The sequence below is a fragment of the Pantoea sp. GM_Pan_3 genome (assembly GCF_026541045.1).
Lineage (GTDB): Bacteria > Pseudomonadota > Gammaproteobacteria > Enterobacterales > Enterobacteriaceae > Pantoea > Pantoea anthophila.
The window spans coordinates 441,643-466,349 of sequence record NZ_JALNVA010000002.1; the positions used below are offsets into that span (position 1 = coordinate 441,643).

Below are 24,707 nucleotides of genomic sequence, written 5' to 3' on the forward strand. Positions count from 1 at the left end.
CACCGCGATCAACATGGTGTGCCTTTTTTTTTGGTACACAGCATTCCCGGAGTTCACCGGTTAACTTTGCAGGAGTGATTCATGTTTGTGGTTGAGCTGCTTGTCGTCCTGATGGCGATCTGGCTGGGCGCACGTCTTGGCGGCATTGGTATCGGATTCGCCGGCGGGATGGGGGTACTGATCCTGACGCTGGGCTTTGGCATGGCACCCGGCGCTATCCCGTTCGACGTGATAGAGATCATCATGGCGGTGATCGCCGCCATCGCGGCGATGCAGGTGGCGGGCGGCATGGACTATCTGGTGAGCCTGGCGGAACGCCTGCTGCGCCGACATCCGCGCCACGTCACGCTGCTGGCCCCGCTGGTAACCTACCTGATGACGCTGCTGGCAGGTACCGGTCACACCGCTTTCTCGACGCTGCCGGTGATCGCGGAAGTGGCCAAAGAGCAGGGCGTGCGCCCTTCCCGTCCGCTGTCGATTGCGGTGGTGGCGTCGCAGATCGCGATTACCGCCTCTCCCATCTCCGCCGCCGTGGTCTTTTTTGCCACGCTGCTGGAACCGCGCGGCGTCAGCTACATCACGCTGCTGGCGATTGCGATCCCCGCCACGATGGTGGGCCTCTTCCTGGCCGCGCTGGTCACTAACTTCCTCGGCAAAGAGCTTAAAGATGATGAGGTTTATCAGGCGCGTCTCGCCAAAGGGGAAGTTACCCTGCGGGGTGCCAGCGTCTACCAGCCGAAGCCGGGGGCGAAACGCTCGGTGCTGCTGTTTCTGACGGGTATTATTGCTGTGGTGCTCTATGCCACCGCCACCAGCGCCAGCGTCGGGCTGATCGCCGATCCGCCGCTGCCACGTAACGAAGCGATTGTGGTGTTTATGCTGACCATCGCGACGCTGATCAGCCTGACCTGCAAACTCGACACCAGCGAAATCCTCAGCGCCAGCACCTTTAAGTCCGGCATGAGTGCCTGTATCTGTGTGATGGGTGTCGCCTGGCTGGGCGACACCTTTGTCAAAGCGCATCTGGCAGAGATTCAGACACTGGCGGGCGACACGCTGAAAACCTATCCGTGGATGCTGGCGCTGGTGCTCTTCTTTGCCTCCATGCTGCTCTACTCACAGGCGGCGACCACCAAGGCACTGATGCCGGCCGCCCTGCTGCTGGGCGTCACCCCGCTCACCGCGATTGCTTCCTTTGCGGCGGTATCGGCACTGTTTGTGCTGCCCACCTACCCCACACTGCTGGCCGCCGTTGAGATGGACGATACCGGCTCCACCCGGATTGGTAAGTTTGTATTCAACCACGCCTTTATCATTCCCGGCGTTATCGCTATCGCGCTGTCGGTGCTTTCCGGCTTCATCTTTGGCGGACTGCTCTTGTAGCACCGCCATCGTGTTATGAAGGGAGCGTGCTATCATCGGCGCTCTTTTCATCACACAGGAGTCACAGGATGAATGCCGTCGTTATCCTCTGTACTGCCCCCGATCAGGCCACGGCGCAACAGCTTGCGACCCTGGCGCTGGAAGCCAGGCTGGCGGCCTGCGTTACCCTGCTGCCCGGCGCGACCTCCTGCTATCTCTGGCAGGGCCGGATTGAGCAGAGCAGTGAAGTGCAGATGCTGCTGAAGTGCGACAGCGATCACCAGCAGGCGCTGTGCGATCTGCTTAAAGCCGCGCACCCTTACGACGTGCCCGAACTGCTGGCACTGCCGGTTCAACATGGAGACAGTGAATACTTGTCATGGCTGCACGCATCTCTCGCTTAATAACGCTTCTGCTGACGCTGTTTGTCTGTCTGCAGGCGCACGCTTCCCTCTTTTCCAGTCCGGTGACCGGCCGCTTTGTGCCCGTCGACCAGGCCTTTACGTTTGATTTCGACCAGCAGGGCGCGCAGCTCAACCTGCACTGGAAAGTGAAGTCAGGCTATTACCTCTATCGCCAGCAGATTCACATCACGCCACAGAATGCGACCCTCGCGCCGCTGACGCTGCCTGCCGGCGAGCCGCATGAAGATGAATTTTTCGGCAAGAGTGAGATCTATCCGCAGGATCTGACGCTGCCGGTGACGCTGCAACAGGCAGGCCCGGGTGCCACGCTCAGCGTGACTTATCAGGGCTGTGCTGCTGCCGGCTTCTGCTATCCGCCGGAGACGCGATCCGTGCCGCTGAATGCGGTAGCCGCAGACAGCCCGCCAGCGTCCGCCAGCCCTACGGCTGAGGTTCAGCCCGCCTCCGCCAGTCCGCTGCCCTTTTCGCCACTGTGGGCGTTGCTGATCGGCATCGGCGTCGCCTTTACGCCCTGCGTGCTGCCGATGTACCCGCTGATCGCCGGCATTATCCTGGGCGGCCAGCGCCATTATTCGCTGGGACGCCTGTTTGCCCTGGCGATGGTCTACGTGCAGGGGATGGCGCTGACCTACACGCTGCTGGGCGTGGTGGTCGCCGCAGCCGGTCTGCGTTTTCAGGCCGCCCTGCAGCATCCCTGGGTGCTCATCACGCTCTCGCTGCTGTTTATCGTGCTGGCTCTCTCCATGTTTGGCCTGTTTACCCTGCAACTGCCCGCCAGTCTGCAAACCCGCCTGACCCTGTGGAGCAATCGCCAGCGGGGCGGATCGCTGCCCGGCGTCTTTCTGATGGGAGCGCTGGCGGGATTGATCTGCTCGCCCTGCACTACGGCTCCGCTCAGCGCCATTCTGCTCTACATCGCGCAGAGCGGAAATCTGTGGGCCGGCGCCGGTACGCTGTGGCTCTATGCCGTCGGGATGGGGCTGCCACTGATCGCCGTGACCCTGTTTGGTAACCGCCTGCTGCCGAAAAGCGGCCCGTGGATGCAGACCGTCAAGGAGGGCTTCGGGTTTGTCATCCTGGCGCTGCCGGTGTTCCTGCTGGAGCGCATCGTGGGCGAGGCCTGGGGATGGCGGCTCTGGAGCCTGCTCGGCGTGGCGTTCTTCGGCTGGGCGTTCAGCCTCAGCCTGCGCGCCAGCAGCGGTAAGTGGCGCGTGGTGCAGATTGTCATGCTGGCCGCTGCGCTGATCAGTGCGCGACCATTGCAGGACTGGGCCTTTGGCGAACCGGCCACGCAGCAGGCGGTAACCCCTCTGCCGTTCCAGACCCTTCAGACGCCGCAGCAGCTCGACAGTGCGCTGCAGCAGGCCCGCGGACGCATCACGATGGTCGATCTCTATGCTGACTGGTGCGTCGCCTGTAAAGAGTTTGAAAAATATACCTTCAGTGACCGCGCCGTGCGCGATAGCCTGCGTCAGGTGCAGCTAATGCAGGCCAACGTCACCGACAACAACGCTCGCGACAACGCACTGTTACAGCATCTTCAGGTGCTGGGCTTACCCACAATTCTGTTCTTTGATGCGCAGGGCCGGGAAATCCCCGGTTCGCGTATCACCGGGTTTCTGGATGCCGCTGACTTCCGCGCGCATTTGCAGAAACTTACCCCGTAAACAACACTGGAGTCAGGTCTTTGCCCGGTAAAACAGCCGGGCCTGCATACCAGAGGAGAGTCACTTGCAGCGTGAACAGATACTCGAGCATGCATTGAATGTGCTTGAACAGAACGGCCTCGCCGCCACCCTCTCATTGGAAAACCTGGCGGGTTCCGGATTACCTTCAGAGCAGCTCCGGCTGTTCTGGCCCGACCGCGACGCCCTGCTCTACGATGCGCTGCGCTATCACGGGCAGCAGATTGAAACCTGGCGTCGCCAGATCCTGCTGGATGCGTCGCTGTCGGCAGATCAGAAGCTGATGGCACGCTACGAAGTCCTGAGTGAACAGGTCAGCAAAGGGCGTTTTCCGGGCTGCCTGTTTATCGCCGCCTGCAGCTTCTACCCGCAGCCCGATCAGCCCATTCACCAGCTGGCCGAGCAGCAGAAACGCGGCTCCTGGCAGTTTACCCATGAGATTCTGGTGGAACAGGGTCTGGATAACCCCAGCATGGTCGCCGACCAGATGGAGCTGATTCTTGAGGGCTGCCTGAGCAAGCTGCTGGTGAAGCGTAACGTGCAGGATGTCGCCACCGCTCAGCGCCTGGCGGAAGATGTTTACAACATCGCGCTGTGCCGCAAAAACGGGGCGCTGGCCTGAGGTTTTACCCCTTTTGACTGAAAAGCAGGCAATCAGTCACGTTTCCCGGGGTTTTTTAGTGAAAGCCGTTGACGGCCTGCGGCCTTTACGGTTTAATGCGCCCCGTTGCCCGAATAGCTCAGTCGGTAGAGCAGGGGATTGAAAATCCCCGTGTCCCTGGTTCGATTCCGGGTTCGGGCACCAAAATTAAAGAACCCAGCCTATGGCTGGGTTTTTGCTTTTCAGAGCGAACCCGTTATCGAAGGTTCAATAGACTCGCCACTTCCTGTGGCTCGCCCATCCCCTTCAATTCACGCTTCGTCAGGCCCACTCAGCGTCTGACTGCCGATGTTCGTAAAATAGTTCCCCTGAACCAGTTCGCTGCTGACAAAATCCACAAATGCTCTGACCTTCGAGGATAAATGGCGGTTAGAAGGCCAGATTAGCGACATCGATCCTAATGGCAGCATGTATTCAGTCAGTAAAGGGACGAGTAATTCTTTTTCAAATGCTTCTTCAGCAACATAGACCGGCAGATGAGCTACGCCTGATCCATCAATGGCTGCCCGCAACCCAGCGTGAGTATTGTTGAATATAAGATCCCTGGGAAGGTCCAGGTTTTCAAAATCGGCAGAGAAAGCCCAACTGGCGATTCGACCACTTGAGGGATATTTGAAATGTATGCAGCGATGGTGGACCAGATCAGCAGGGTTCAAAGGGATGCCATGCGTTTTTAGATACTCTCTGCTGGCACAGACGACAAAATACTGCTCTCCCAGCTTTCTGCTCACAAGGCGGTTATCTGCCAACTCACCACTTCTCACCGCGACATCTATTCCTTCCGCAATCAGATCCACCACGCGATCTTCAAAATCGATATCAAGCTGTATATCAGGGTACTTTTCAATAAAACGTGGAAGTATGGGCATCAAAAGGGAATGCCCGAAAATTTGCGGCACGCTGATATGTAATCTGCCGCAGGGCGTGATGCGCGTTTCGGCAATCAGAGCTCTGGCATCGCGAATCTCATTCAGGATGAACTTACACCGTTCATAGAAGACATTCCCTTCTTCAGTCAGACCGATGCTGCGCGTTGTCCGATGAAAAAGCCTTACCCCGAGTTCGTCTTCAAGTTTCGCCACGCTCTTTGCAATCGCTGAAGAAGAGATGCCTGACACCCTTGCCGCTGCAACATAGCTGCCCAGTTCAGCTGTATAAACAAACGCCCTGAGACCTCGCAGACTTTCCATCCCCCCCTCCAATTGTGGAATTTTTTTCCTTAGTGTAAGTACCTTTACTTATATTTACAATGATGTCACTGCATTTTAGTCTTGATGAAAATGAATTGTTAAATTACCTGAAAGGCACTGTCGCTTGTCAAATTTTCAAAATAGTAAGAGTACCTCCCCGGCTTTATTAATTCCGTTAATAAACCGGATGAAACTCTTTTTATAGCCTTCAAAAAACTGAAAGCTTGACTGTTATTTTTTGGTCAAAGGAAACCCTTATATGGAGAAGCATCGTGAGTGAATTAGTACATACCCTTTCGCCTGAAACTGTTATTGACAATGGATTGGTTATCTATTTTGCTGGTTCAATCAGAGCCGGACGGGATGATGTTCCTGTTTACGCGAAACTGATTAATAAGCTCAAGGGCTACGGTAAAGTTATTACCGAACACGTGGGTGATTACAGTTTATCTGATGGTGGTCAGTCTTTCCTGGGTGACAAATTTATTCATGACCGTGATTTGCACTGGCTGCGCCATTCCCAGGTAGTTGTCGCTGAAGTCACAACTCCAAGTCTGGGAGTAGGTTATGAAATTGCGACGGCAATCAGCTGGCGTATTCCTGTTATCACGCTCTACAGAAAAAATGAAAAAAACGTTTCAGCCATGATATCTGGCAGTGATGGATGTCGCCATTATGATTATCAGCAGGTTGAAGATGCCTTTCAGATTATCGAAAGTGAAATGGCGAAGTTAGGTTATGAGGTCGCCCATGAATCGTAATATTACGCATGCGCTGGTTAATACCGTAAATAACATCATGATGAATGGTAACGATGTTGGCTCACGCGATCAGGAGCAACGGGAAGTTCTCTCTACATTAACCAAAATCAGCCATCCCACAGAGCGATTCCTGGTATTACCCCACAGAAATAATAACGTCTTTGCGCAGGTTGCAGAAACGATGTGGGTACTCGCTGGACGGGATGATCTGCACTTCCTTAAACATTATCTTCCTCGCGCAGAAGACTATTCCGATGACTCACTGACCTGGCGAGCAGCCTACGGACCCCGGTTACGCAAATGGAAAGGGAAAGTAGACCAGTTGCAGGGAGTAGTGAATCGCCTTAGAGAAGATCCGCTGACAAAACGTGCAGTAATGAATATCTTTGATCCTGAAACGGATTATCAGGAAACAAAAGATGTTCCCTGTAATAACTGGCTGCACTTCATCCAGCGAGGCGGTTATCTTGATTTACATGTTACCGTCCGCGCGAATGATGCCATCTGGGGATTCAGCGGCATTAATTTTTTTGAGTGGAGCGTTTTACACGAAATTATTGCTAATACGCTTGGGTGGAAAGTCGGAAAGTTATCCTGGTATGTAGGCACATTCCATATCTATAACCGTCATTACTCGACTGCAGAGAAAATCAGCAGCATGAAGAACCCGGTAAGCATGTACGAATGCCAGATTAACCCGACCAAAATAACCACGTGTGCAGAAAATATTGATGAAGTGTTGGCAATGGTTTTTCAGGCTGAAGAGGCTTCACGAAACGGCAACTTTAAAAATTCGTCTGAGATCGAGAAGAATATAGCCGATCCTTTTTTCAGAAAGGCCGCGACCTTGTTGAAAATTTATAATGCGCTGCAGCTAAATGTCGATCGGGACATTATCAATAATTACCTCAAAGAGCTGGGCAATAGTGATTTCCACATTGCCGCACTTGAATATCTGAGCAGGAAATGGAAATCCCAGGAAACATTGGCAGCAGTCAGCACAATTTCAGATGAATTTTATCAGGCATTTACCTCAATGAAGAACCCGGTAAATAGCAGTCTAATCACTTAGTTTTAAAGGTCTCTGCGTGAAAACTACATTAAAAATTTCAGTGCCAAACCTAAAACGTTCCAGACTATTTGTTGCATCGACAATATTAAATGCAACGGGTGGTGGATTGATCATGGCGTTTATGATGATCTACTTTGACAGAACGACAACGCTTACGCTCTCAATAATAGGCGTAGCTATTGCCACAGGCCGTGCCCTTTCCTCTTTAGTACCTGTCCTGATAGGAAGGTTACTGGACAGACTCGGTCCTAAAAAACTGTCGATATGGGGCGATTTTATCAGCGGCGCGGGTTTTGTCATGTGTCTTTTTGCCAGAGACCCTTTTACCATAATGCTGACGCAGTTTTTTACCCAGGCAGGATCTCATATTTTCTGGACGAGCAACCGAGGGCTGGTTTCACTGGCTTCAGGTGGGAAAGGGACTCAAACCTGGTTCGGACTTATTGCGTCTATCAGGAATATTGGTCTGGGACTGGGCACCATCTTTACTTCACTGGCTTTTTCTGTTGATTCTGACAGCAGTCTGCATTTTATTGTTATTGCGTCGGCATCACTTTACTTTCTATCCTGCCTGGCACTTTTGATGTGGCATCCTGTAGCCGTGCAGACGGTAAAGAATAGCCACAAAAAAGCAGAAAGTCATAATATTAGAAAAGTGTTGAGCGATCCCAGCTATCGCCAGCTTCTGATTGTCAACTTTGGCTTAGTCATTGCTGCAATGGTTATTCCGCTCGTAATTGTTATTTATGCAACCAAACAACTTGGCCTTCCTGCTTTTTTCTCAGGCGGACTGGTCATTTTAAACACGGCCATCGTGGCGCTAATCAGCACCCATATTGCATCATGGACAAAAGAGAACGATCCCGTCCAGAACATAAAACACGCTTATTACCTGAATATTCTTTCATTCATTATTTTCTGGTGTGCCAGCATAACTTTAAATAACCAGATAGTTACTGGTGGGCTGTTAATTGTTGCGATGCTTATTTACAGCCTTGCAGAAATGTTATCTACGCCGTCGGTTAATATGCTAAGTATAAAACTAGCCCCGGAAGTAAATAATGGAAATTACATGGCTGCCTTTCAGATGACCTGGTCGGCAGGAATGACGTTGTCTCCGGCAATTTTTGGCTGGCTGCTGGATATGAATACGCATTCCACCTGGATAGTCCTGCTCTTACTGACCGCAGTCACTTTTAGTCTGGGATTCAAAAATTTAAAAGGAGGAGTTAATGAATACAACTATTAATGGAAATAAAAGCATACTGGTTATTGAGCCGATCGGTATGGGAGGAGAGCTGCTTCTTAAGGCAATACGCGCACTGGGTTATCATTCAGTCGTCGCCACAACAGAAGAAGTCTATGACTCCATGCTGCAAGAAGTCTCAGGCATGATTGATGACCTCATTTTTCTGGACTTTTCAGTGCGCCAGCTGGCCATTGAGACGCTGGTCAGCGAAGCGAAGAAGAAAGGCGTTTCCGGGGTAGTTGTCGCCTGGGAGTTCCTGACAGATATCGCAGCAGAAGTCGCACAAAGGCTCGATCTTTGCGGTCCGGATGCCTCGCTTTCCAGAGCCAGAAGAAACAAATATGACATGTACCGCACGCTGTCGAAGGCAGAGTGTCCGTTACCGGCACTGCTGGCGGTATTAACCGACAAGGATGATGTGCATCAACTTCCTCTGGAAGAGCTGGCGTTTCCTCTGGTGGTCAAACCGGCTGAAAATGCAGCCTCCTTTGGCGTTTCAGTGCTGATGGAGTGCAACGAGTTTCCTCAGGCATGTAAAGACGCATCACAATGGACACATGAATATCCACACGGTATTCCTTTCAGCAAAGAAATTCTGGTTCAGGAATATATTCCTGGACAGGAGTTTAGTGTTGAAGGCCTTTCCGTCTCAGGTCGATATGCGCCCTGGGGTGTGACAATGAAGTTCACCACGCCCGGCAAAGCTCGTGCAGAAACCGGACACATTTTCCCGGCGCCTGTTCCTGACGCCTTACGCGATGAGATTCTGAACGTTGCCACTCAGGCGGTTATTGCCCTGGGCATCACGAATGGCATAAGCCATACCGAAATCAAATTAGACAAAGAAGGAAAGCCACGCGTTATTGAGAGCTGTTCACGGCCAGCAGGTGACTATATTCCTCGCCTTGTCGCCCTTTCCACCGATCAGGACCCGCTTGAAATCTATGCCCGCCAGGCCGTCGGTATGCTGGATAGTGACTTTAAACCTGCCGTGCCTAAACGCTATTGTGCCATTCAGTTTGTCCGGCCTGACGCCGAAGGCGTTTTAAAGCAGCTTGAAATTCCTTCCAGGCTGGAAAATGCCTCCGTCATTGAAACCCGCTCTACCGTTAGTGAAAATTCACCGGTAAAACCGGGCTCAACAAATATTGAACGTCTGGGATGGGCCATTTTTACCGCTGATTCTGAGCAGTCAATACTTTTGGCTATGGATGAATTTTCACAAAGCACCAGGGTCTCTATCGTATGAGTGATTTTCCCGTACTCTGCATCCGCTCGCTGGATATAAGCCAGGCATCACCTTTTCTCGAAATGGCATGGGAAACGATCAAAAGCAGGCACAGTGATTCAAGACTGCTGCTCAAAGATCAGCCTCACTTTTCGTCTCCGATGGGGCCTGATGCCGCAATTGACGATGCCCAAAGTGAGCGTCAACCGGCTTACGTCAGCCATGTTATTTCCTGGTCTATTCCCAATGAAAGGACCATTGAAGACATCACTTTGTCAGAAGGCGTCAGCGCGGTCCCTGGCCCAATTAATGCTGTATATAAGCTCGCCGATAAAAGAGCAACCAAAATGCTTTTTGAGCAATTCGCCCTTCCTACGCCGCGCTGGGAACTTCTGGACCGAGAATTTACACATGGCGAGCTTTTAAAACCGGGCTGCAGAGACAAACTTGAGCAGGAACTGGTCAGCCATATTGCTTTTCCCGTCATTCTGAAACCTCTGTGGGATTGTATGGGGCATGGTATTGAGATAATCAGTAACAAAGACCAGCTGATCAAGACGCTGAGTCAGAATCAGCGCAAGAATATTTTAATTGAGTCCTTTATTGATGGTGCGCTTGGTTGCATAGAAATTGCTGGTACGCCGGGGAATTACTTTTTCCAGCCTCCCTGTTATACCGGCCAGAGTTCACTGGGAGTTCGCTCTGATTTTGATACGATACGCGTCTGTCATCCTGGTCTTTTCAGCAAACAGTTAACCGGTGAGGTCCAGACAAAACTGATTCTCCTATTAAATCACCTGGGGTTCAATGGTGTCTGCTGCGTCGATTTTATTGTTACGGAAAACAGCCTTTATCTTCTGGAAATTAACCCACGTATTAGCGGAATCAGTTGCCTGAGCTCAGCAGCAAGCGGCATCAATTCATTTGAGTCAACGTACCTTATTTCTTCGGGTCAATGGCAGGCACCGCTTCCTTATCAAAGTCGTCAGGGAGCCGCTCTGCAACTGGGCGGGAAATATGCAGATGAAATCAGTTCTGTTATTCGCGACGAAGGCAATAACGTCACAGTTTACCGTGACAACATCATTACGGTAGACGGAAAAGACTCACGAAATATGATTGCCGGCGGAACGATCAGCAGCATTGAGAATGTGTTGCAGTCTGTTCAGCATAGCTCGCTTAGCTTTATCGCTTCAACGCTACGCATAGCTTAGTCCCGCACAGTATTGCCTGACGTAATCAGGAGCAGGTCTGCCTGGCGTCCCGCTTTACAGGCTGATACATCCGGGATAAAAAGTTGATAATGTCGTGTGGATGCAATTATCTGGTCAGGATGTTTTTTGTCCTGCCTGTTACGGCCCTTTTCAACGGGTGATAATTAAAATGTCAGCGGCAGTGCGGTGTACTCACAGATGACGCCGCTTTCCTCAACCCGTCTCTGGCGGGTTGAGGTTTTGTTTATCACGCCCTTACCCTTCCACCCACACCGCGCCCGCCTCTGCTGATTTCACGCACTGGGCTACCCAGCGTACGCCCGCTAATCCGGCATGCACATCGGGATACCAGAAATCCTGCAGGAAAGCGGTGTCACGACGATCGGTGGCATCCATCGCCAGCGCGAAGCGGCGGTAGAGATTTGACCAGGCTTCGAATAATCCCTCGGTATGGCCTCCACCAATGCGATCCTCTTCCAGCGCGCGCGGGCTGAGATAGCCCATGCCGCGCTCCAGAATGCGAACCGGCTCGCCCTGCACTTCGTAGCGCAGCTGATTTGGCTGCTCATCCCACCACTCCAGACTGGCTTTCGATCCGACTACACGAATCTTCTGCCCGTGCATGGAACCGGCATTGACCGCCGAGGCCCAGAGCGTGCCGACCGCGCCGTTGTCATACTCCATCATCACAAAAGCGTTATCCTCCAGCGGCGCGCGCGAGGCAACAAAGCTCTGGCGCGCACAGAGCAGCCGCGTCATCTTCAGCTGCGGCAGCATGGTTTCGGCGATAAACAGCGGATGCGTGGCCAGATCGCCTAATACATAGCTCGGCCCGACAAAACGCGGGTCTACCCGCCAGCGGGTACTTTCACTCTGCAGCTCCACCGCCTCATTATGGAAACCGTGAGCAAACTGCATGTTCACAATGCGAATCTCGCCCAGCGCCCCTGCCGCAATCATCTCTCTGGCCTGATGGATCAGCTGATGTCCGGCGTAGCCGTAGGTGACGCCAATAATCTTCTGCTTCTCCCGGCTGAGCTGCTCCAGCTCATCGGCCTCGTCGACCGTAAAACAGAGCGGCTTCTCACACACCACATGCAGTCCGGCATTCAGCGCTGCCCGACAGATGGCAAAGTGGGTGTTGTTTGGCGTGGCGATGGACACCGCTTCAATCCCCTCTTCCCGCGCAGCCTCGCCGGCGAAGAGGCTGGCGTAATCGGGATAGCAGCGATCGGGCGCCACACCCAGCGCCTGACCAAACTCGCGTCCGCGCCCGGCATCAATATCAAAGGCGCCCGCCAGCAGCGTGAAGTTACCGTCACGCTGCGCCGCCGAACGGTGGATGTAGCCGATCTGGCTGGTGCCGCCGCCGCCGATCATCCCCCAGCGCAGTGAGCGATCAGCCGCTTTTTTTCCGTTAATCATGCTGTTGCCCTCAGAATCCTGTTGATCGGAGATAGTCCAGGCTGGCTTTCACATCGCGCAGGCTGGTGTCGGCATGGCGTGGGTCACGCTCCTGTTCAATGGTGATCCAGCCGCGGTAATGGCGTTCCGTCAGCAGCGCATGCACGGCCGGATAGTCGATTGCGCCCTGGCCCAGCGGGCACATGACGCCCTCCGCGCAGGCGGTGAAGAAGTCGACTCCGCGCGTGACGGCGTCCTGCCAGACCCGCAGATTCACATCTTTAAAATGGAGATAGTCGATGCGCGTCCAGTACTTTTGCAGCGCCGCCACCGGGTCCATCCCGGCGTAACAGAGGTGGCCGGTATCCAGGCACAGCCCCGCGACCTGATGCGGAATATCCCTGACCAGCTGCGCCAGCTCGTCGGCGAATTCGATGCAGCCACCCGCATGCGGATGGATCACCGGCCGCACGCCATACTCCCGCCAGGCAATGTCGCTCAGAATGGTGATGTGCTGCATCATGCGCTGCCACGCATCCGCGGAGAGCCGGGGGGCCTTCGCTGACTGACCGGCATATTTCGCCCGTTCCGGATTGCCGAAGTCGATAATCACCAGATAGGGCGCACTGGCTCCCGGGGTTTTCGCTGCTGTCGGGACACGGGCGAGCGTGCGGCAGAGGTTGTGGGTCAGCGTCACCAGCGTGGGGAAATGAGCCTCACTGACCAGATCGTCAAAGATCGTGCCCGCCACCAGCGAAAGCTGATGCGCATCGAGCTGCCGGGTCAGCTCAGCCGGATCGGTGGGCAGGTAGCCCCACGGCCCCAGTTCGATGGCCGGATAGCCCGCCTGCACGGCCTCGGTCAGGACTTTCTGCCAGGGTGGCAGCCAGGGATTGGCGGGATCGTCCACGCCCCAGCTACAGGGCGCATTAGCAATGTGAAAGGTCATCGTGTCTGCCTCTGCAGTAAGAACTGCCGGCAGTATCAAACAAACGTTTCATCTCAGACAACGATGAAAGTTTCATTTTTTGATAGAGATCGCTTTTAAAAATTGCATTAAATGATAGCTTTCTATCATTAAAAAGCTAACACCTTCTTTCTACAGGTTTTCCCGCGTCACGATCTCAAAGGGCACGGTAATCTGCGCAAAATGAGCCCGCGGCTCCATCCGCCCGTTCAGACAGGCCGAGACCACCGCTTCGGCCATCGCCTCAATACGATGGCGCAGCATCAGCGTGATGGTGCCGTCAATCAGCGCCAGCTCGTCGCCAGGCAGCGGGCCGTGGCACACCAGGTCGATCTGCGTGCGTCCGCTCTCCCGCAACGCCTGCACCACGCCCTCAATGCCGCCGCAGGGGGCATAAATCATGACCAGGTCATCATGACTCTTTAGCAGCGCCCGGGTGGCCTGGTAGCCCCCCTCTGCCGTCTCGTGCGTTTTCAGCGGCTCCAGCACGCGCTGGCTGATGCCCGACTCCCGCAGGGAGGAGCGAAAACTGATTTCGCTGCTCTCCTGACAGGTAAAGCGATGGTCGCCGATCAGCACGCCGACGCACCCTGCCCGGCGCAACAGGTGGCGGGCCATCCAGGCGGCAGTGCGTCCCGCCTTCTGGCTGTCGATGCCGATAAAGCCTGCATGTTCACAGACGGAGAAGTCGGAGAACAGGGCGTAAACCCGCACGCCGAGCCGCGAAACATCCTGAATCGCGTGACGAATCAGCGGATGATCCAGCGCCACCAGCGCGATCACGTCGCAGCACTGCGCCAGCTGCCGCACTGAACGGGCAACCGCCTCCACGTCATGAATATCATGCCAGCAGAAGACCGGTTCACTGCCCGCAGGCTGCTGCTGTTTCGCCTGCTGTTTCAGCGCCTCGCCCAGCTGCTGATAGAGCGAATAGCGCGCGGGCAGCAGGATAAAGCCAAAGCGTAAGACCTGCGCGGCGGGCGACGCGATATGCTGGCTGTGGGCCTGTGTCAGCTGATAGCCCAGCGATCTGGCGGCCGCCATCACCTTCTGCTCTGTGGCGCTGCGCACTGGTGCGCGACGGTTCAGCACCCGATCCACCGTGGCTACCCCCACTCCCGCCGCCTGGGCAACGGCGGTCATCGTCACTTTTGGCATCCTGTTTCTCCCTCTTCACGCTCTGTTGTGGTTATTGACGGTAACACTCTATCCCGGCACGCCCTTTTTCTCTCATTTATTTGATAGAAAATCTCACGCAAAGTTGATCGCTTTCGCAAAAATGAAACATCCGTTTCTTTCTGCGTTCTCTTTAAAACAGTCATTTGCTAAAACCGTTGAAAGGCTTGTGCGAAAGCGGCGCGCAGACAGGCGTCCTCTTCACTCAGGAACCGTTCCTTCAACCTTGCCGGAGCAGAGAGATGAAAATCGCTTTTGATGTGGATGTGATTAAAGAGCTGGGCATCACCCGTATGGTTCATCAGGTCGCCGACTGGGGATATCAATATATCGAACAGTCGCCGCATCCGCAGATCAACCCGTTTTATAAACATCCCAAAGCCAGCCGCGAAATCATCACCGAATATAAAAATGCGCTGCGTGCGACCGGCCTGGCGATCTCCTCGTTTATCGTCGTCTATCGCTGGTCCGGCCCGGATGAGCTGCGTCGTCAGGCGGCGGTGAAGAACTGGAAGCGGATGATTGAGATCGCGGTTGAGATGGGGGTACCGGTGATCAATACCGAACTCTCCGGCACGCCAAACGAGCCGGAAATCTGCGAAGAGATGTTCTATCGCTCAATGGAGGAGCTGCTGCCGATCCTCGAACGTGAAGGAATACGCGTCGAAATTCAGGCACATCCGTGGGATTTCTGCGAAGAGAACAACGAAACCGTGGATATCGTGAAGTCGTTCCGCAGCGATAACGTGAAGTATATCTACAGTGCGCCGCACACCTTCTTCTATGACAAAGGCAAAGGCGATGTGAAACCGATGCTGGAGTACGCCGGAGACGATCTCTCCCATATGCTGATTGCCGACACCATGAACCACACCCGCCACTGCCGCTACATCGTCAATCCGCCAGGCGTCGACGCCACTATTCATCAGCACGTCGGCGTTGGTGAAGGTGAGGTCGATTTCGACACTCTCTTCCAGACCCTGCGCGACACCGGCTTTGCCACACGCCGTTACAAAGTTGGCGGAGAGCCAATCATCGCGGCCTCGCTGTTTGGCTACCCGGAAAAGATGTCGGTTCAGGCCATTGAAACCCGCGAACGGATTGAGCGCGAACTGCTCTGATCCCCGCAGCCATGCAGCCCGGCAGTGATCCTCCGGGGCGATGCCCGCCCCGCTTTTCCTTTTTTCATCTTCCCGATCGCCCGGACATCAGCGGATTGCCGCGCGTCCTCACGCAGCCAGCAGAGTTAAACCGCCTTTTCAGCACCTGCTACACTCCAGACAAACATCACACCACGAGGCGAACGTTTATTATGTCGGAAAATGCATATCAGCCTGCAACAGTCTGGAACTGGGATCCTGAAGCCAAAGGCAACGGCGCGAAAACCAATCGTCCGTTCGCGGGTCCTACCCATGAAAAAGCGCTGCCGGTCGGTAAACACCCTTTACAGCTCTACTCACTCGGCACGCCGAACGGTCAGAAAGTGACGATCCTGCTGGAAGAGCTGCTGGCGCTGAACGTTAACGACGCAGAATATGATGCCTGGCTGATCCGTATTGGCGACGGGGATCAGTTCTCCAGCGGGTTTGTGGACGTGAATCCGAACTCAAAAATCCCGGCGCTGAGCGATCACTCCGTCACCCCGCCGCTGCGGGTGTTCGAGTCGGGCAATATCCTGCTTTATCTGGCGGAAAAGTATGGCTACTTCCTGCCAAAAGATATCGCCGGCCGCACTGAAACCCTCAACTGGCTCTTCTGGCTGCAGGGCTCTGCGCCTTACCTCGGTGGCGGTTTTGGTCATTTCTATCACTATGCGCCGGAAAAAATTGAGTACGCCATCAACCGCTTCACGCTGGAAGCGAAGCGTCAGCTCGACGTGCTGGACCGCCAGCTGGCAGATCATCGCTATCTGGCCGGTGAGGATTACACCATCGCTGACATCGCCACCTGGCCGTGGTACGGCAACATGGTGCTGAATGATCAGTATGGCGCGGCGGAATTCCTGGATGTGCAGTCCTATAAAAATGTGGTGCGCTGGGCGAAAGAGATCGCGCAGCGTCCCGCCGTTATTCGTGGCCGCAAGGTCAATCGTGTCATGGGCGACCCGGCCGATCAGCTGCATGAGCGTCATGATGCCGCTGACTTCGATACCCAGACCCAGGATAAAAAAGCGTAAGGAGCTAACCTGTGAGTGCATACGTCGTATTTATTCGTGATAACACCCTGAACCAGGACGAAATGAACACCTATTCTGAGAAAGCGGGCCAGGCACGCGGCGATCATCCGATCAATCCGCTCGCCTTTTATGGCGCGCTGGAAACGCTGGAAGGTCCGGAAGCGGAAGGCGTGGTGATTCTGGAATTCCCGACCCGCGAAGCGGCGCACGCCTGGTATGACAGCCCGGAATATCAGGCTGCCAAAGCGCACCGTCTGAAAGGGGCGAACTATCGCGTGGTGCTGGTGCAGGGCATCGACAAATAACACGCAGGGCGGCAGCGATGCCGCCTTTTTTACGCCTCCACCTTCTGCAGCGTCTGCTGCAGAAACGCCACGAACGCCGTCACGCGTGCCGGAAGCTGACGCTGCGCCTGCCAGACCGCAAAAATGTCGCCATCGGGTGCCTGCCATTCAGGCAACACCGGCAGCAGATCCCCCGCCGCGAGGCTGTGCTGCGCATCCCACCAGGAACGCAGCAGAATGCCATGCCCATCCATCGCCAGCCGCATCGCCACTTCGCCATCGTTGGTCATCAGGCTGCCGCGCACCTTCTGGCTGATGCTCTGCTCACCGCGGGTCAGTCGCCACAGGGTAAAATCGCTGTCGTGCTGACGCAGTAAAATGCAGTTGTGTTCCGCCAGCTCGCTGACCGTCGCAGGCAGGCCGTGCCGGGCAGCATAAGCGGGCGAACAGCAGAGAATACGCGGATTGGTTCGCAGCTTACGCGCCACCAGCCGCGAGTCAGGCGGCTCACCGACGCGAATATCGATATCAATGTGCGCATCGAGAAAATTCAGCGGCTGGCTGCTGAGGTGCAGAGACAGCGCAAGCTGCGGATGCAGCGCGGCAAAGGCGGAGACGCACGGCGCGATATGGCGACGGCCAAACCCGAATGAAGCGTTGATATTCAGCGAGCCGCGCAGCTGAGCGGTTTCACCGCTGACCGCTTCTTCCAGCGCCACCAGCTGATCGAGCAGCGGGCGGGCACCTGCCAGATAACGGTGGCCTTCCGGCGTCAGCTCCAGCCGTCGCGTGGTGCGGCGCAGCAGCTGCACGCCCAGACGCTGCTCCAGCTGGCTCAGACGTTTGCTGACGGCCGCCAGCGACAGACCCAGCTCACGTGCCGCTGCGGTCAGGCTCTCCAGCCCGGCCAGGCGAACAAAGAAGGCCAGGTCATCGGTGGAGGTGCGGGATTCTCTACTTTTATTCAACACTGGTTTGCGTTTCAGACTCATTATTTCCCCGGAAGCGACAGTTATACTGCGGTCACAATTCGAACATCAACCGGAAAGGTGCCCTGTGACTGAGAAAATCCATCGTATTGCCGTGATCCCCGGCGACGGTATCGGTAAAGAAGTGATGCCGGAAGGCGTCCGCGTGATGAATGCCGCCGCCGAAAAATTTAACATTCCGCTGCGCTGGGAGTGGTTTGATTACGCCAGCGCTGAGTACTGGCAGCAGCACGGCAAAATGCTGCCTGACGACTGGTTCCCGCAGCTGAAAACCTTCGATGCCATCTACTTTGGCGCCGTAGGCTGGCCGGAGGTGGTGCCTGACCACGTCTCCCTGTGGGGGTCGCTGTTACAGTTCCGCCGCGAGTTCGACCAGTACGTCAACCTGCGTCCGGTGCGCCTGATGCCCGGCGTCAAAGCGCCGCTGGCCAATCGCCAGCCGGGCGATATCGACTTCTATGTGGTGCGTGAAAACACCGAGGGCGAGTACTCCAGCGTGGGGGGCACCATGTTCCCCGGCACCGATCGGGAAGTGGTGATTCAGGAGACGGTGATGACGCGCACCGGCGTCGATCGCATTCTGAAGTTTGCCTATCAGCTGGCGCAGAGCCGGCCGAAGAAACATCTGACCTCGGCCACCAAATCCAACGGCATCGCCATCACCATGCCTTACTGGGACAGCCGTGTCGACGCGATGTCCGGCCAGTTTCCGGAGGTTCGCGTCGATAAGTATCACATTGATATTCTCACCGCCAACTTCGTGCTGCACCCGGACTGGTTCGATGTGGTCGTCGCCAGCAACCTGTTTGGCGATATCCTCTCTGACCTTGGCCCGGCCTGTACCGGTACCATCGGCATTGCCCCCTCCGCCAACATCAACCCGGAGGGTCTCTTTCCCAGCCTGTTTGAGCCGGTTCACGGCTCCGCGCCCGACATCGCCGGTAAAGGCATTGCCAATCCCATCGGCCAGATCTGGTGCGGTGCGATGATGCTGGAGCATCTCGGCTACAAGGCGGCAGGCGAAGCGGTTCTGGACGCCATTGAACGCACGCTGGCGGCGGGTGAGCACCTGACGCGTGACCTCGGTGGCTGCGCCAGTACAGAAGAGCTGGGGGCGGCCATCGCCGCCGCACTGTAAGTGAATCACGCTGCCGCCCGCCCCCGGCGGCAGCCCTCTCACCACCGCGCCACTTATTCCGGTAACCGGACGACCATCGCCGGATGCCACCCTGCGGGTAAGGGATCCGGCCGCACGATGTTCAGGTTATGCAGGTGCAGGTTCTCTACGCCGCGCGCAAACAGCCCTGGCAGCCCGCCGGGATAGGGCTCAACCCCAAATGCTTCTCCGGATGCCGGGTCAACCCGGTAGGCGTTATCCAGGCCCATGCCGGTCGGGGCGTCCGGGTTGCAGGGCGGCCGTATGTCGTAGTGCCCCTGGGGCAATGACGCCACCGCCTGCTGCATCTGAAGCTGGCTGATAACCACATCGCGTATCCAGCCCGGTTCTGCCGCATGCAGGTTAATCGCCCCCTCGGCCACGCCGGTTATGGTACTGAACTGCACCTGCTCCACGACGCCGGGTGTGATGGCGGGATCGCGGCGGCGTACCGAAATATGCAGCGGATCGGCTTTGCCCCAGTGACAGGGCGGCGCGTGGTGACAGGCAAACGTCAGATTGCTGAACAGCAGACGCCGCATGGCGCCGCCGTCGCGCGACAGAATGCCAATCCCCCGGTTCGAATCAAAAATAGTGCAGCCGGTTACCGTGACATCTTCCACATCGTCCCAGGTTTCGGTGCCAATCTTCAGGGCGCAGCTGTAGCTGCGCAGCAGGCAGTTGGTGATCATAATCTGCCGCGCCGGCCGCCGCAGCGCGGCGGGTTTATGGGTGGTTTTGATACAGATGGCATCGTCGGCGGCGCTGAAATAGCTGTTGCTGACAAACACCGCTTCGCAGCTGTCGATATCCAGCGCATCGGTGTTGGGCATCGTCATAGCGTTGTCGATGGTGAGGTGATCGATATGCACATGGCGGCAGCTCACCAGATGGACCGTCCACATCGGTGCCTGCACCAGCGTAAAGCCGGTCAGCGTCACCTGCTCACAATCTTCAAACACAATCAGGCGTGGCCGGTCAGCGTGCGGCAGGCGATAGCCCTGTGCATCACGCTCAGCGGCAAACCAGGCGTCACCCTCACCATCAATGCAGCCGGTGCCGCTGAGGGTGATATTGCGCTGGCCCAGCGCGTAGAGCAGCACGTTGTGGGATTTCTCCGCGCAGCTCAGCGCCTGCACCGCCTGATAGTCAGCCAGCTGCTGGCTGGCGATCAGCACCGCACCCGCGTCGAGATGCAGCTCAATGTCTGAGGGCAGATTCAGGCAGCCGCTGCGATAGCGTCCGGCAGGCAGGGTCAGACGGCCGCCGCCCGCCGCCGCAATCTGGTCAAGGGCGCGCTGCAGCACGGCGGTGTCCGGGGTTTCGCCGTCGGCGGCAGGATGAAAATCAGCCAGGGAAAGGTGCATGGTGCGTCTCCCGCAGGTTTGAGGAGGAAAAATTGCAGCACGAAACGGCGCAGCAAACCTTTGTCTGGTCGCCAGTTCGCCGTTTCGTGCGGGCTGTCACAGATTACTTCACGGCCCCTTCCGTCACGCCGCTGATAAATTTGCGCTGGAAAATCAGGAACACCAGGATCAGCGGCATGATCACAATCATCGCCCCCGCCATCAGCACCGGAATGTCGATGGTATTTTTATTCTGGAAAAACATCATGCCAATCGGCAGCGTCCGCAGCTCATCTTTGTTCACCAGAATCAGCGGGATCAGGAACTCATTCCAGGTCCAGATAAACAGCAGCAGCCCCAGCGTGGAGAGGGTTGGCCAGATAGCGGGTACCAGAATGCCCCACAGGATTTTCACCCGCGACGCGCCATCCATCACCGCCGCCTCCACCAGCTCTTTCGGCACCTGCTGAAAGGCGCTGGCGATCATCAGCGTGGTAAAGGGCAGCGACAGGGCAATCTGCGGCAGGATCAGCGCCAGGTAGGTGTTGGTCAGCCCCATCCAGCGCAGCTCGTGATAGAGCGGAATGATAAAAGCCTCACTCGGCAGCACCATCCCCAGCGCCAGCATCGCGGCTATCACCTTTTTGCCGGGGATCTTCAGCCAGGCAAAGCCAAATCCGGCCAGAATGCCCAGCAGCACGCTGAACAGCACCACCGGGATCACCACCAGCACAGAGTTAAGGAAGTAGACGTTGAAGTGTCCCTGCTGCCACGCGGTCAGGTAATTTTTAAAATTAAGCGAGGCGGGCAGCGTAAAGACGCCCTGAAACAGCTCCATCTGGGTTTTGAATGAGGTCATCAGCGCCATCAGAAACGGCAGAATCGTCATCAGCGCCACGATCCAGATCAGCGCGCGTGAAATGACCGGCGTGCTTCGCATCAGTAACGCTCCCTTAAGGCCAGATGGATCAGGTAGTTAATCCCCAGAACGATGATCATGCTGAACACCGCCACTGACGAGGCATAGCCAAAGTAGTGCAGATCAAAGCCCTGCTTATACATAAAGATGTTGGTGACCATGGTGGAGGTGCCCGGCCCGCCCTGGGTCATGACATAGACCAGGTCGAAGGCTTTGAGGCTGGCGATCACCGTCAGCAGCAGGGCAATCCGCAGCTCGGGTCGCAGACCCGGCAGCGTGATGCGCATAAACTTCTGGCGGCGCGACGACCCATCCAGGTCGGCCGCCTCCAGCAGGGAGGGGTCCATACGCTGCAGGCCCGCCATAAACAGCACCAGACAGAAGCCGAAGAAGTACCAGGTGGCGACCAGACCGACCGCGGGCAGCGCCCAGGTAAAATCGCCCAGCCACGACAGCGCCAGCTGGGGCAGGCCGACGGCGCGCAGTATCTGATCGATCGGGCCAAACGCCGGGTTATAGAGCCAGCGCCACACGACCCCCAGCACGGCCATCGGCATGATGTAGGGCAGGAAAAAGAGAATGCGCAGCACGCTGCGTTCCTTGTTGTTGCGCGTCTCATAGAGAAAACTGCACAGCAGCAGGCCAACGCCGATAGGCAACAGGGTATAGAACAGCATCAGGATGGCGTTATTGCCCAGCGCAATCCAGAAGACGGGATCGCTGAACATCCGCATATAGTTACTGATGCCGCTGAACACCGGCAGTGAGGTGCCGTCCCATTCGGTAAAACTGATGCCCAGCGAGGCCAGCAGCGGAAAGAGCAGAAATACCGCATAGACCAGCACCGCAGGCAGCACATAGAGAAAATTACGCCAGCCGCTTAAATTCAACATAACCCTACTCGTGACTCAGAACAGTGCTCAGGCCCGGCGCTTCGCCGGGCCTCCGGCTTAGTGTTTCAGGGTTTTCAGGTAACGCTGATAGTTGTTATCAAAGTTGACCACCATCTGATCGGCGGTCTGACGGCCCGCCAGCAGCAGCTGGACATTCTGATTCAGCTCGGCATTCATGGTCGGGGTCGCCCAGTCCACGTAATGACCTAAACCGTCATACTCATTGAGCGTCAGCCAGACCTGATACGCCTCGGCCAGCAGCGGATTGTCCGCTGGTATGGTGGCCGCTTTGTTGGTGCTGGCGGGCAGGAAACCGACCTTCAGCCAGCGGTTCGCCATGGCATCAGAGACCATATAGTTGATGAACTTCGCCGCCCCCTCCTGCTGATCTTTGCCTTTGGCGGTGCTGGTGATGGAGAACGCCAGATCGGTGCCACCCACCATCAGCGGCTGCTTCACACCTTCACCGGCAGGCATCGCCGCGAAGTGGATATCTTTGTTGTCTTTGAACTGGCCGAGGTACCAGGTACCACTGACCAGAAACGCCGCCTGACCGTTCTGGAACAGGGTGGCGGCATCGTCATGGCCAATGCCCTGGAAGCCGGGGAAGAAGTAGCCTTTATCGGTCCAGCTCTTCATCATGGTGGCGGCGTTGACCAGCTTGCTGTCCCTGAAGGTGCCGCCCACATCGTAAATCAGGTTATCCAGCGTCTTGCGGTCACGGCTCTCGATCTGGGCCTGCCACAGGGTGCTGAGCAGCTGCTGGCCCATGTTGCCGTCCAGCAGCCCCAGCATCATCGGCGCGGTGCCCTGCGCTTTGAGCTTCGCCATGGCGCTTTCCAGCTCTGCCAGCGTTTTCGGCACCGGAATGCCCGCTTTATCCAGCAGCGCTTTGTTGTAATAGAGCCCGACCATCTCCCCCAGGCTGGCAATGCCGTAGAGTTTGCCGCTGCCAAATTCACCGCTGTCTGACCAGCGGTTACGTTTCAGAATCGAGTCCGGAAAACGGGTCGTCCAGCCATAACTGGCTGCGTAGCTGTCGAGCGGCAGTAGCAGCTTATCTTTAACCAGCGAGCCCATATCCCCGCCGCCCTGGTTGACCTGCGCAATCTGCGGGCCGTCACCGGCGGTCAGCGCCAGCTTAAGCGGGATGCGGGTATCTTCAAAGGAGTGCACCGAGCGGTTGATAACAATGCCGGGATTCTGCTGAGAGAACTCTTTGATCCCCTCATCCACCGCGGCGGTCTGCTGCGGATAGTTGTAGATATCCCACTCATTAAGGGTCACGGCGGCGTGGGCGGCCTGCGAGACGCTGCCTGCCAGCAGGCCCGCTGCCAGCAGCCGACCCACATTGCGAATTCGGAACGAACGAACGGAGGAAACAGACATTATGCTCACCTTCTTCAGACCAGAATCGGCATCCCTGCATCTCACCGCCTGACATCCTGCAGGCTGAAGCCGCACACAAACACACTGATTCATACTTACTTTAATAAAAAAATAAAGTCAAACAACCTGCCGCGGGAATTGCAACGCTGTGAGCGCGCGCAAATAAACAGCAATCCGGCGTGAATATCAGCACATCACGCTGGTCTGACGCCTGTTAACCGCGGCGGCAGCGTGCCCCGCGCGCTTTTCACAGCAGGAGATCGCCAGGCTATAATGACAAAATAACACCCTGATAAACCATACGAAAATCCTATCACGCTCACACTTTTCTCTTTTTACCGGCGCTGAATCTGCCGCCAGCCGCCGCCCTGCGGGCGTGCTGGCGATCACAGTTGTGCATCATGACGCCACGAAAGATTGCTTAACCGTCAGTGTTAGTGCGATAAGGGAATTATTCTATCTTGAAAACTAAGTCCACTTTCATTAACGTAACTTTATCCTGTGGATCTGTTTACTCCCTGACCGTTTCACTCACTCATGAGAATTCACCATGGCGAATCAAGGTGTCATTCGTCCGGCCACGCCGGCGGACTTCCCGGCGCTCTACCGTATCTGCCTGGAAACAGCGGATGCCGGTGGCGATGCCCGCGCGCTCTACTCCGATCCCGACTATCCCGGCCAGCGTTTTGCCGTGCCCTACGCGCGGTTTGCGCCTGACTTCGCCTTTGTGCTGGAGCGTGACGGTGAGGTGCAGGGTTACGTTGTGGCCGTGCCTGACACCCGCGCGTTTGAGGATCAGCTCGACGCCGAATGGTGGCCGCAACTGCAGGAGAAATATCGCGACCGCAGCGCCAGCGCCCCGCTCGACAGTAAAGTGCTCGACGCCATCCGCCAGCCCGACCAGGCCGCGGAGACGCTGGTGACCCGCTGGCCCGCGCATCTGCATATCAACCTGCTGCCAGCCGCCCAGAAAGGGGGCTGGGGCCGCCGGATGATTGAGCATGAGCTGGCGGCGCTGCGGGCCGCCGGGGTCAGCGGTGTCCATCTTGGCGTCAGCCTGCAGAACGAGCAGGTGTGCGCCTTCTATACGCGTATGGGGTTCACCCCTATCCTGCGCAGTAATGCCATCTACATGGGCCAGTTACTCTGAGTGAGGTAGCC

At 56.1% G+C, this 24,707-nt stretch carries 23 protein-coding genes and 1 tRNA gene; 15 read left to right on the forward strand and 9 right to left on the reverse strand.

Going from position 1 to position 24,707, the window contains the following annotated elements:
* The first annotated feature begins 81 nt into the window (after positions 1–81).
* The 5 genes from OXR04_RS09845 (at position 82) to OXR04_RS09865 (ending at position 4,277) form a co-directional block, all read left to right on the forward strand.
* Positions 82–1,383, forward strand: a complete 1,302-nt coding sequence (locus OXR04_RS09845) for an anaerobic C4-dicarboxylate transporter (protein WP_009092505.1) — start codon at positions 82–84, stop codon at positions 1,381–1,383.
* A gap of 68 nt (positions 1,384–1,451) precedes the next feature.
* Entirely contained in the window at positions 1,452–1,766 is a 315-nt protein-coding gene (gene cutA, locus OXR04_RS09850; protein WP_009092506.1) for a divalent cation tolerance protein CutA, read from the forward strand.
* Positions 1,742–3,454, forward strand: coding sequence for a protein-disulfide reductase DsbD (locus OXR04_RS09855; RefSeq protein ID WP_267369713.1), 1,713 nt, complete (start codon positions 1,742–1,744; stop codon positions 3,452–3,454). Before cutA ends, OXR04_RS09855 begins: the two co-directional genes overlap by 25 nt.
* A gap of 64 nt (positions 3,455–3,518) precedes the next feature.
* Positions 3,519–4,094 (forward strand): transcriptional regulator, encoded by a 576-nt coding sequence (locus OXR04_RS09860; RefSeq protein ID WP_046101062.1) that lies wholly within the window; start codon positions 3,519–3,521, stop codon positions 4,092–4,094.
* 107 nt (positions 4,095–4,201) lie between these two features.
* A tRNA-Phe gene (locus OXR04_RS09865) sits at positions 4,202–4,277 on the forward strand.
* Positions 4,278–4,384: 107 nt separating this feature from the next.
* On the opposite strand, the gene OXR04_RS09870 is transcribed toward OXR04_RS09865, so the two are convergent.
* Positions 4,385–5,323 (reverse strand): LysR family transcriptional regulator, encoded by a 939-nt coding sequence (locus OXR04_RS09870; protein ID WP_140028745.1) that lies wholly within the window; start codon positions 5,321–5,323, stop codon positions 4,385–4,387.
* Between the two features lie 272 nt (positions 5,324–5,595).
* On the opposite strand from OXR04_RS09870, the gene OXR04_RS09875 reads away from it, so the two are divergent.
* From OXR04_RS09875 to OXR04_RS09895, 5 genes are read left to right on the forward strand one after another with little or no spacing between them, the layout of a single operon-like run.
* Positions 5,596–6,084 carry a nucleoside 2-deoxyribosyltransferase gene (locus OXR04_RS09875; protein WP_161731759.1) on the forward strand — a complete coding sequence of 163 codons (489 nt, stop codon included), beginning with the start codon at positions 5,596–5,598 and terminating at the stop codon, positions 6,082–6,084.
* A complete protein-coding gene (locus tag OXR04_RS09880) occupies positions 6,074–7,156 on the forward strand; it encodes a thymidylate synthase (protein WP_181161909.1) in 1,083 nt (360 codons plus the stop codon). The genes OXR04_RS09875 and OXR04_RS09880 overlap by 11 nt, the downstream gene beginning before the upstream one ends.
* 16 nt (positions 7,157–7,172) lie before the next feature.
* A complete protein-coding gene (locus tag OXR04_RS09885) occupies positions 7,173–8,405 on the forward strand; it encodes an MFS transporter (protein ID WP_140922731.1) in 1,233 nt (410 codons plus the stop codon).
* The gene (locus OXR04_RS09890) at positions 8,389–9,654 is read left to right on the forward strand and encodes an ATP-grasp domain-containing protein (protein ID WP_140922733.1); all 1,266 of its coding nucleotides are present in this window, start codon (positions 8,389–8,391) and stop codon (positions 9,652–9,654) included. Before OXR04_RS09885 ends, OXR04_RS09890 begins: the two co-directional genes overlap by 17 nt.
* Positions 9,651–10,847 (forward strand): ATP-grasp domain-containing protein, encoded by a 1,197-nt coding sequence (locus OXR04_RS09895; protein ID WP_140028740.1) that lies wholly within the window; start codon positions 9,651–9,653, stop codon positions 10,845–10,847. The genes OXR04_RS09890 and OXR04_RS09895 overlap by 4 nt, the downstream gene beginning before the upstream one ends.
* A gap of 255 nt (positions 10,848–11,102) precedes the next feature.
* Here OXR04_RS09895 and OXR04_RS09900 read toward each other — a convergent pair whose 3' ends face one another.
* The 3 genes from OXR04_RS09900 to OXR04_RS09910 all read right to left on the reverse strand — a co-directional run bounded on the left by OXR04_RS09900 (position 11,103) and on the right by OXR04_RS09910 (position 14,376).
* Complete coding sequence (locus tag OXR04_RS09900; protein ID WP_267369712.1) at positions 11,103–12,272, reverse strand: Gfo/Idh/MocA family oxidoreductase; 1,170 nt, start codon at positions 12,270–12,272, stop codon at positions 11,103–11,105.
* 10 nt (positions 12,273–12,282) lie between these two features.
* Positions 12,283–13,200, reverse strand: a complete 918-nt coding sequence (locus tag OXR04_RS09905; protein WP_140028738.1) for a TIM barrel protein — start codon at positions 13,198–13,200, stop codon at positions 12,283–12,285.
* 150 nt (positions 13,201–13,350) lie between these two features.
* On the reverse strand, positions 13,351–14,376 hold the full coding sequence (locus OXR04_RS09910) for a LacI family DNA-binding transcriptional regulator (RefSeq protein ID WP_267369711.1): 1,026 nt from the start codon (positions 14,374–14,376) through the stop codon (positions 13,351–13,353).
* 260 nt (positions 14,377–14,636) lie between these two features.
* Here OXR04_RS09910 and OXR04_RS09915 point away from each other — a divergent pair, with 260 nt between their 5' ends.
* The 3 genes from OXR04_RS09915 to OXR04_RS09925 all read left to right on the forward strand — a co-directional run bounded on the left by OXR04_RS09915 (position 14,637) and on the right by OXR04_RS09925 (position 16,875).
* Positions 14,637–15,515 carry a sugar phosphate isomerase/epimerase gene (locus tag OXR04_RS09915; protein ID WP_009092524.1) on the forward strand — a complete coding sequence of 293 codons (879 nt, stop codon included), beginning with the start codon at positions 14,637–14,639 and terminating at the stop codon, positions 15,513–15,515.
* A gap of 191 nt (positions 15,516–15,706) precedes the next feature.
* On the forward strand, positions 15,707–16,570 hold the full coding sequence (gene yghU / locus OXR04_RS09920; protein WP_009092525.1) for a glutathione-dependent disulfide-bond oxidoreductase: 864 nt from the start codon (positions 15,707–15,709) through the stop codon (positions 16,568–16,570).
* Positions 16,571–16,581: 11 nt separating this feature from the next.
* The gene (locus OXR04_RS09925; protein ID WP_009092527.1) at positions 16,582–16,875 is read left to right on the forward strand and encodes a DUF1330 domain-containing protein; all 294 of its coding nucleotides are present in this window, start codon (positions 16,582–16,584) and stop codon (positions 16,873–16,875) included.
* A gap of 29 nt (positions 16,876–16,904) precedes the next feature.
* Here OXR04_RS09925 and OXR04_RS09930 read toward each other — a convergent pair whose 3' ends face one another.
* Positions 16,905–17,846: a LysR family transcriptional regulator gene (locus tag OXR04_RS09930; RefSeq protein ID WP_009092528.1), complete on the reverse strand. Its 942-nt coding sequence runs from the start codon at positions 17,844–17,846 to the stop codon at positions 16,905–16,907.
* A gap of 64 nt (positions 17,847–17,910) precedes the next feature.
* Here OXR04_RS09930 and OXR04_RS09935 point away from each other — a divergent pair, with 64 nt between their 5' ends.
* Entirely contained in the window at positions 17,911–18,981 is a 1,071-nt protein-coding gene (locus OXR04_RS09935; RefSeq protein ID WP_009092530.1) for a tartrate dehydrogenase, read from the forward strand.
* Between the two features lie 53 nt (positions 18,982–19,034).
* Here OXR04_RS09935 and OXR04_RS09940 read toward each other — a convergent pair whose 3' ends face one another.
* The 4 genes from OXR04_RS09940 to OXR04_RS09955 form a co-directional block, all read right to left on the reverse strand.
* Positions 19,035–20,366: a glycoside hydrolase family 28 protein gene (locus tag OXR04_RS09940; RefSeq protein ID WP_267369710.1), complete on the reverse strand. Its 1,332-nt coding sequence runs from the start codon at positions 20,364–20,366 to the stop codon at positions 19,035–19,037.
* 103 nt (positions 20,367–20,469) lie between these two features.
* Entirely contained in the window at positions 20,470–21,285 is an 816-nt protein-coding gene (locus tag OXR04_RS09945; protein ID WP_058957022.1) for a carbohydrate ABC transporter permease, read from the reverse strand.
* On the reverse strand, positions 21,285–22,157 hold the full coding sequence (locus OXR04_RS09950) for a sugar ABC transporter permease (protein ID WP_009092534.1): 873 nt from the start codon (positions 22,155–22,157) through the stop codon (positions 21,285–21,287). The genes OXR04_RS09945 and OXR04_RS09950 overlap by 1 nt, the downstream gene beginning before the upstream one ends.
* A gap of 57 nt (positions 22,158–22,214) precedes the next feature.
* The gene (locus OXR04_RS09955) at positions 22,215–23,546 is read right to left on the reverse strand and encodes an extracellular solute-binding protein (protein ID WP_267369709.1); all 1,332 of its coding nucleotides are present in this window, start codon (positions 23,544–23,546) and stop codon (positions 22,215–22,217) included.
* A gap of 550 nt (positions 23,547–24,096) precedes the next feature.
* Here OXR04_RS09955 and OXR04_RS09960 point away from each other — a divergent pair.
* Positions 24,097–24,696 carry a GNAT family N-acetyltransferase gene (locus tag OXR04_RS09960; protein WP_111208280.1) on the forward strand — a complete coding sequence of 200 codons (600 nt, stop codon included), beginning with the start codon at positions 24,097–24,099 and terminating at the stop codon, positions 24,694–24,696.
* Positions 24,697–24,707 lie beyond the last annotated feature (11 nt).

What these genes read in the sequence shown, in the direction of transcription:
- OXR04_RS09845 (WP_009092505.1), top strand. Translation starts at nt 82, where the DNA reads ATGTTTGTGGTTGAGCTGCTTGTCGTCCTGATGGCGATCTGGCTGGGC.
- cutA (WP_009092506.1), top strand. Translation starts at nt 1,452, where the DNA reads ATGAATGCCGTCGTTATCCTCTGTACTGCCCCCGATCAGGCCACGGCG.
- OXR04_RS09855 (WP_267369713.1), top strand. Translation starts at nt 1,742, where the DNA reads ATGGCTGCACGCATCTCTCGCTTAATAACGCTTCTGCTGACGCTGTTT.
- OXR04_RS09870 (WP_140028745.1), bottom strand. Translation starts at nt 5,323, where the DNA reads ATGGAAAGTCTGCGAGGTCTCAGGGCGTTTGTTTATACAGCTGAACTG.
- OXR04_RS09880 (WP_181161909.1), top strand. Translation starts at nt 6,074, where the DNA reads ATGAATCGTAATATTACGCATGCGCTGGTTAATACCGTAAATAACATC.
- OXR04_RS09890 (WP_140922733.1), top strand. Translation starts at nt 8,389, where the DNA reads ATGAATACAACTATTAATGGAAATAAAAGCATACTGGTTATTGAGCCG.
- OXR04_RS09895 (WP_140028740.1), top strand. Translation starts at nt 9,651, where the DNA reads ATGAGTGATTTTCCCGTACTCTGCATCCGCTCGCTGGATATAAGCCAG.
- OXR04_RS09900 (WP_267369712.1), bottom strand. Translation starts at nt 12,272, where the DNA reads ATGATTAACGGAAAAAAAGCGGCTGATCGCTCACTGCGCTGGGGGATG.
- OXR04_RS09905 (WP_140028738.1), bottom strand. Translation starts at nt 13,200, where the DNA reads ATGACCTTTCACATTGCTAATGCGCCCTGTAGCTGGGGCGTGGACGAT.
- OXR04_RS09910 (WP_267369711.1), bottom strand. Translation starts at nt 14,376, where the DNA reads ATGCCAAAAGTGACGATGACCGCCGTTGCCCAGGCGGCGGGAGTGGGG.
- OXR04_RS09915 (WP_009092524.1), top strand. Translation starts at nt 14,637, where the DNA reads ATGAAAATCGCTTTTGATGTGGATGTGATTAAAGAGCTGGGCATCACC.
- yghU (WP_009092525.1), top strand. Translation starts at nt 15,707, where the DNA reads ATGTCGGAAAATGCATATCAGCCTGCAACAGTCTGGAACTGGGATCCT.
- OXR04_RS09930 (WP_009092528.1), bottom strand. Translation starts at nt 17,846, where the DNA reads ATGAGTCTGAAACGCAAACCAGTGTTGAATAAAAGTAGAGAATCCCGC.
- OXR04_RS09940 (WP_267369710.1), bottom strand. Translation starts at nt 20,366, where the DNA reads ATGCACCTTTCCCTGGCTGATTTTCATCCTGCCGCCGACGGCGAAACC.
- OXR04_RS09945 (WP_058957022.1), bottom strand. Translation starts at nt 21,285, where the DNA reads ATGCGAAGCACGCCGGTCATTTCACGCGCGCTGATCTGGATCGTGGCG.
- OXR04_RS09950 (WP_009092534.1), bottom strand. Translation starts at nt 22,157, where the DNA reads ATGTTGAATTTAAGCGGCTGGCGTAATTTTCTCTATGTGCTGCCTGCG.
- OXR04_RS09955 (WP_267369709.1), bottom strand. Translation starts at nt 23,546, where the DNA reads ATGTCTGTTTCCTCCGTTCGTTCGTTCCGAATTCGCAATGTGGGTCGG.
- OXR04_RS09960 (WP_111208280.1), top strand. Translation starts at nt 24,097, where the DNA reads ATGGCGAATCAAGGTGTCATTCGTCCGGCCACGCCGGCGGACTTCCCG.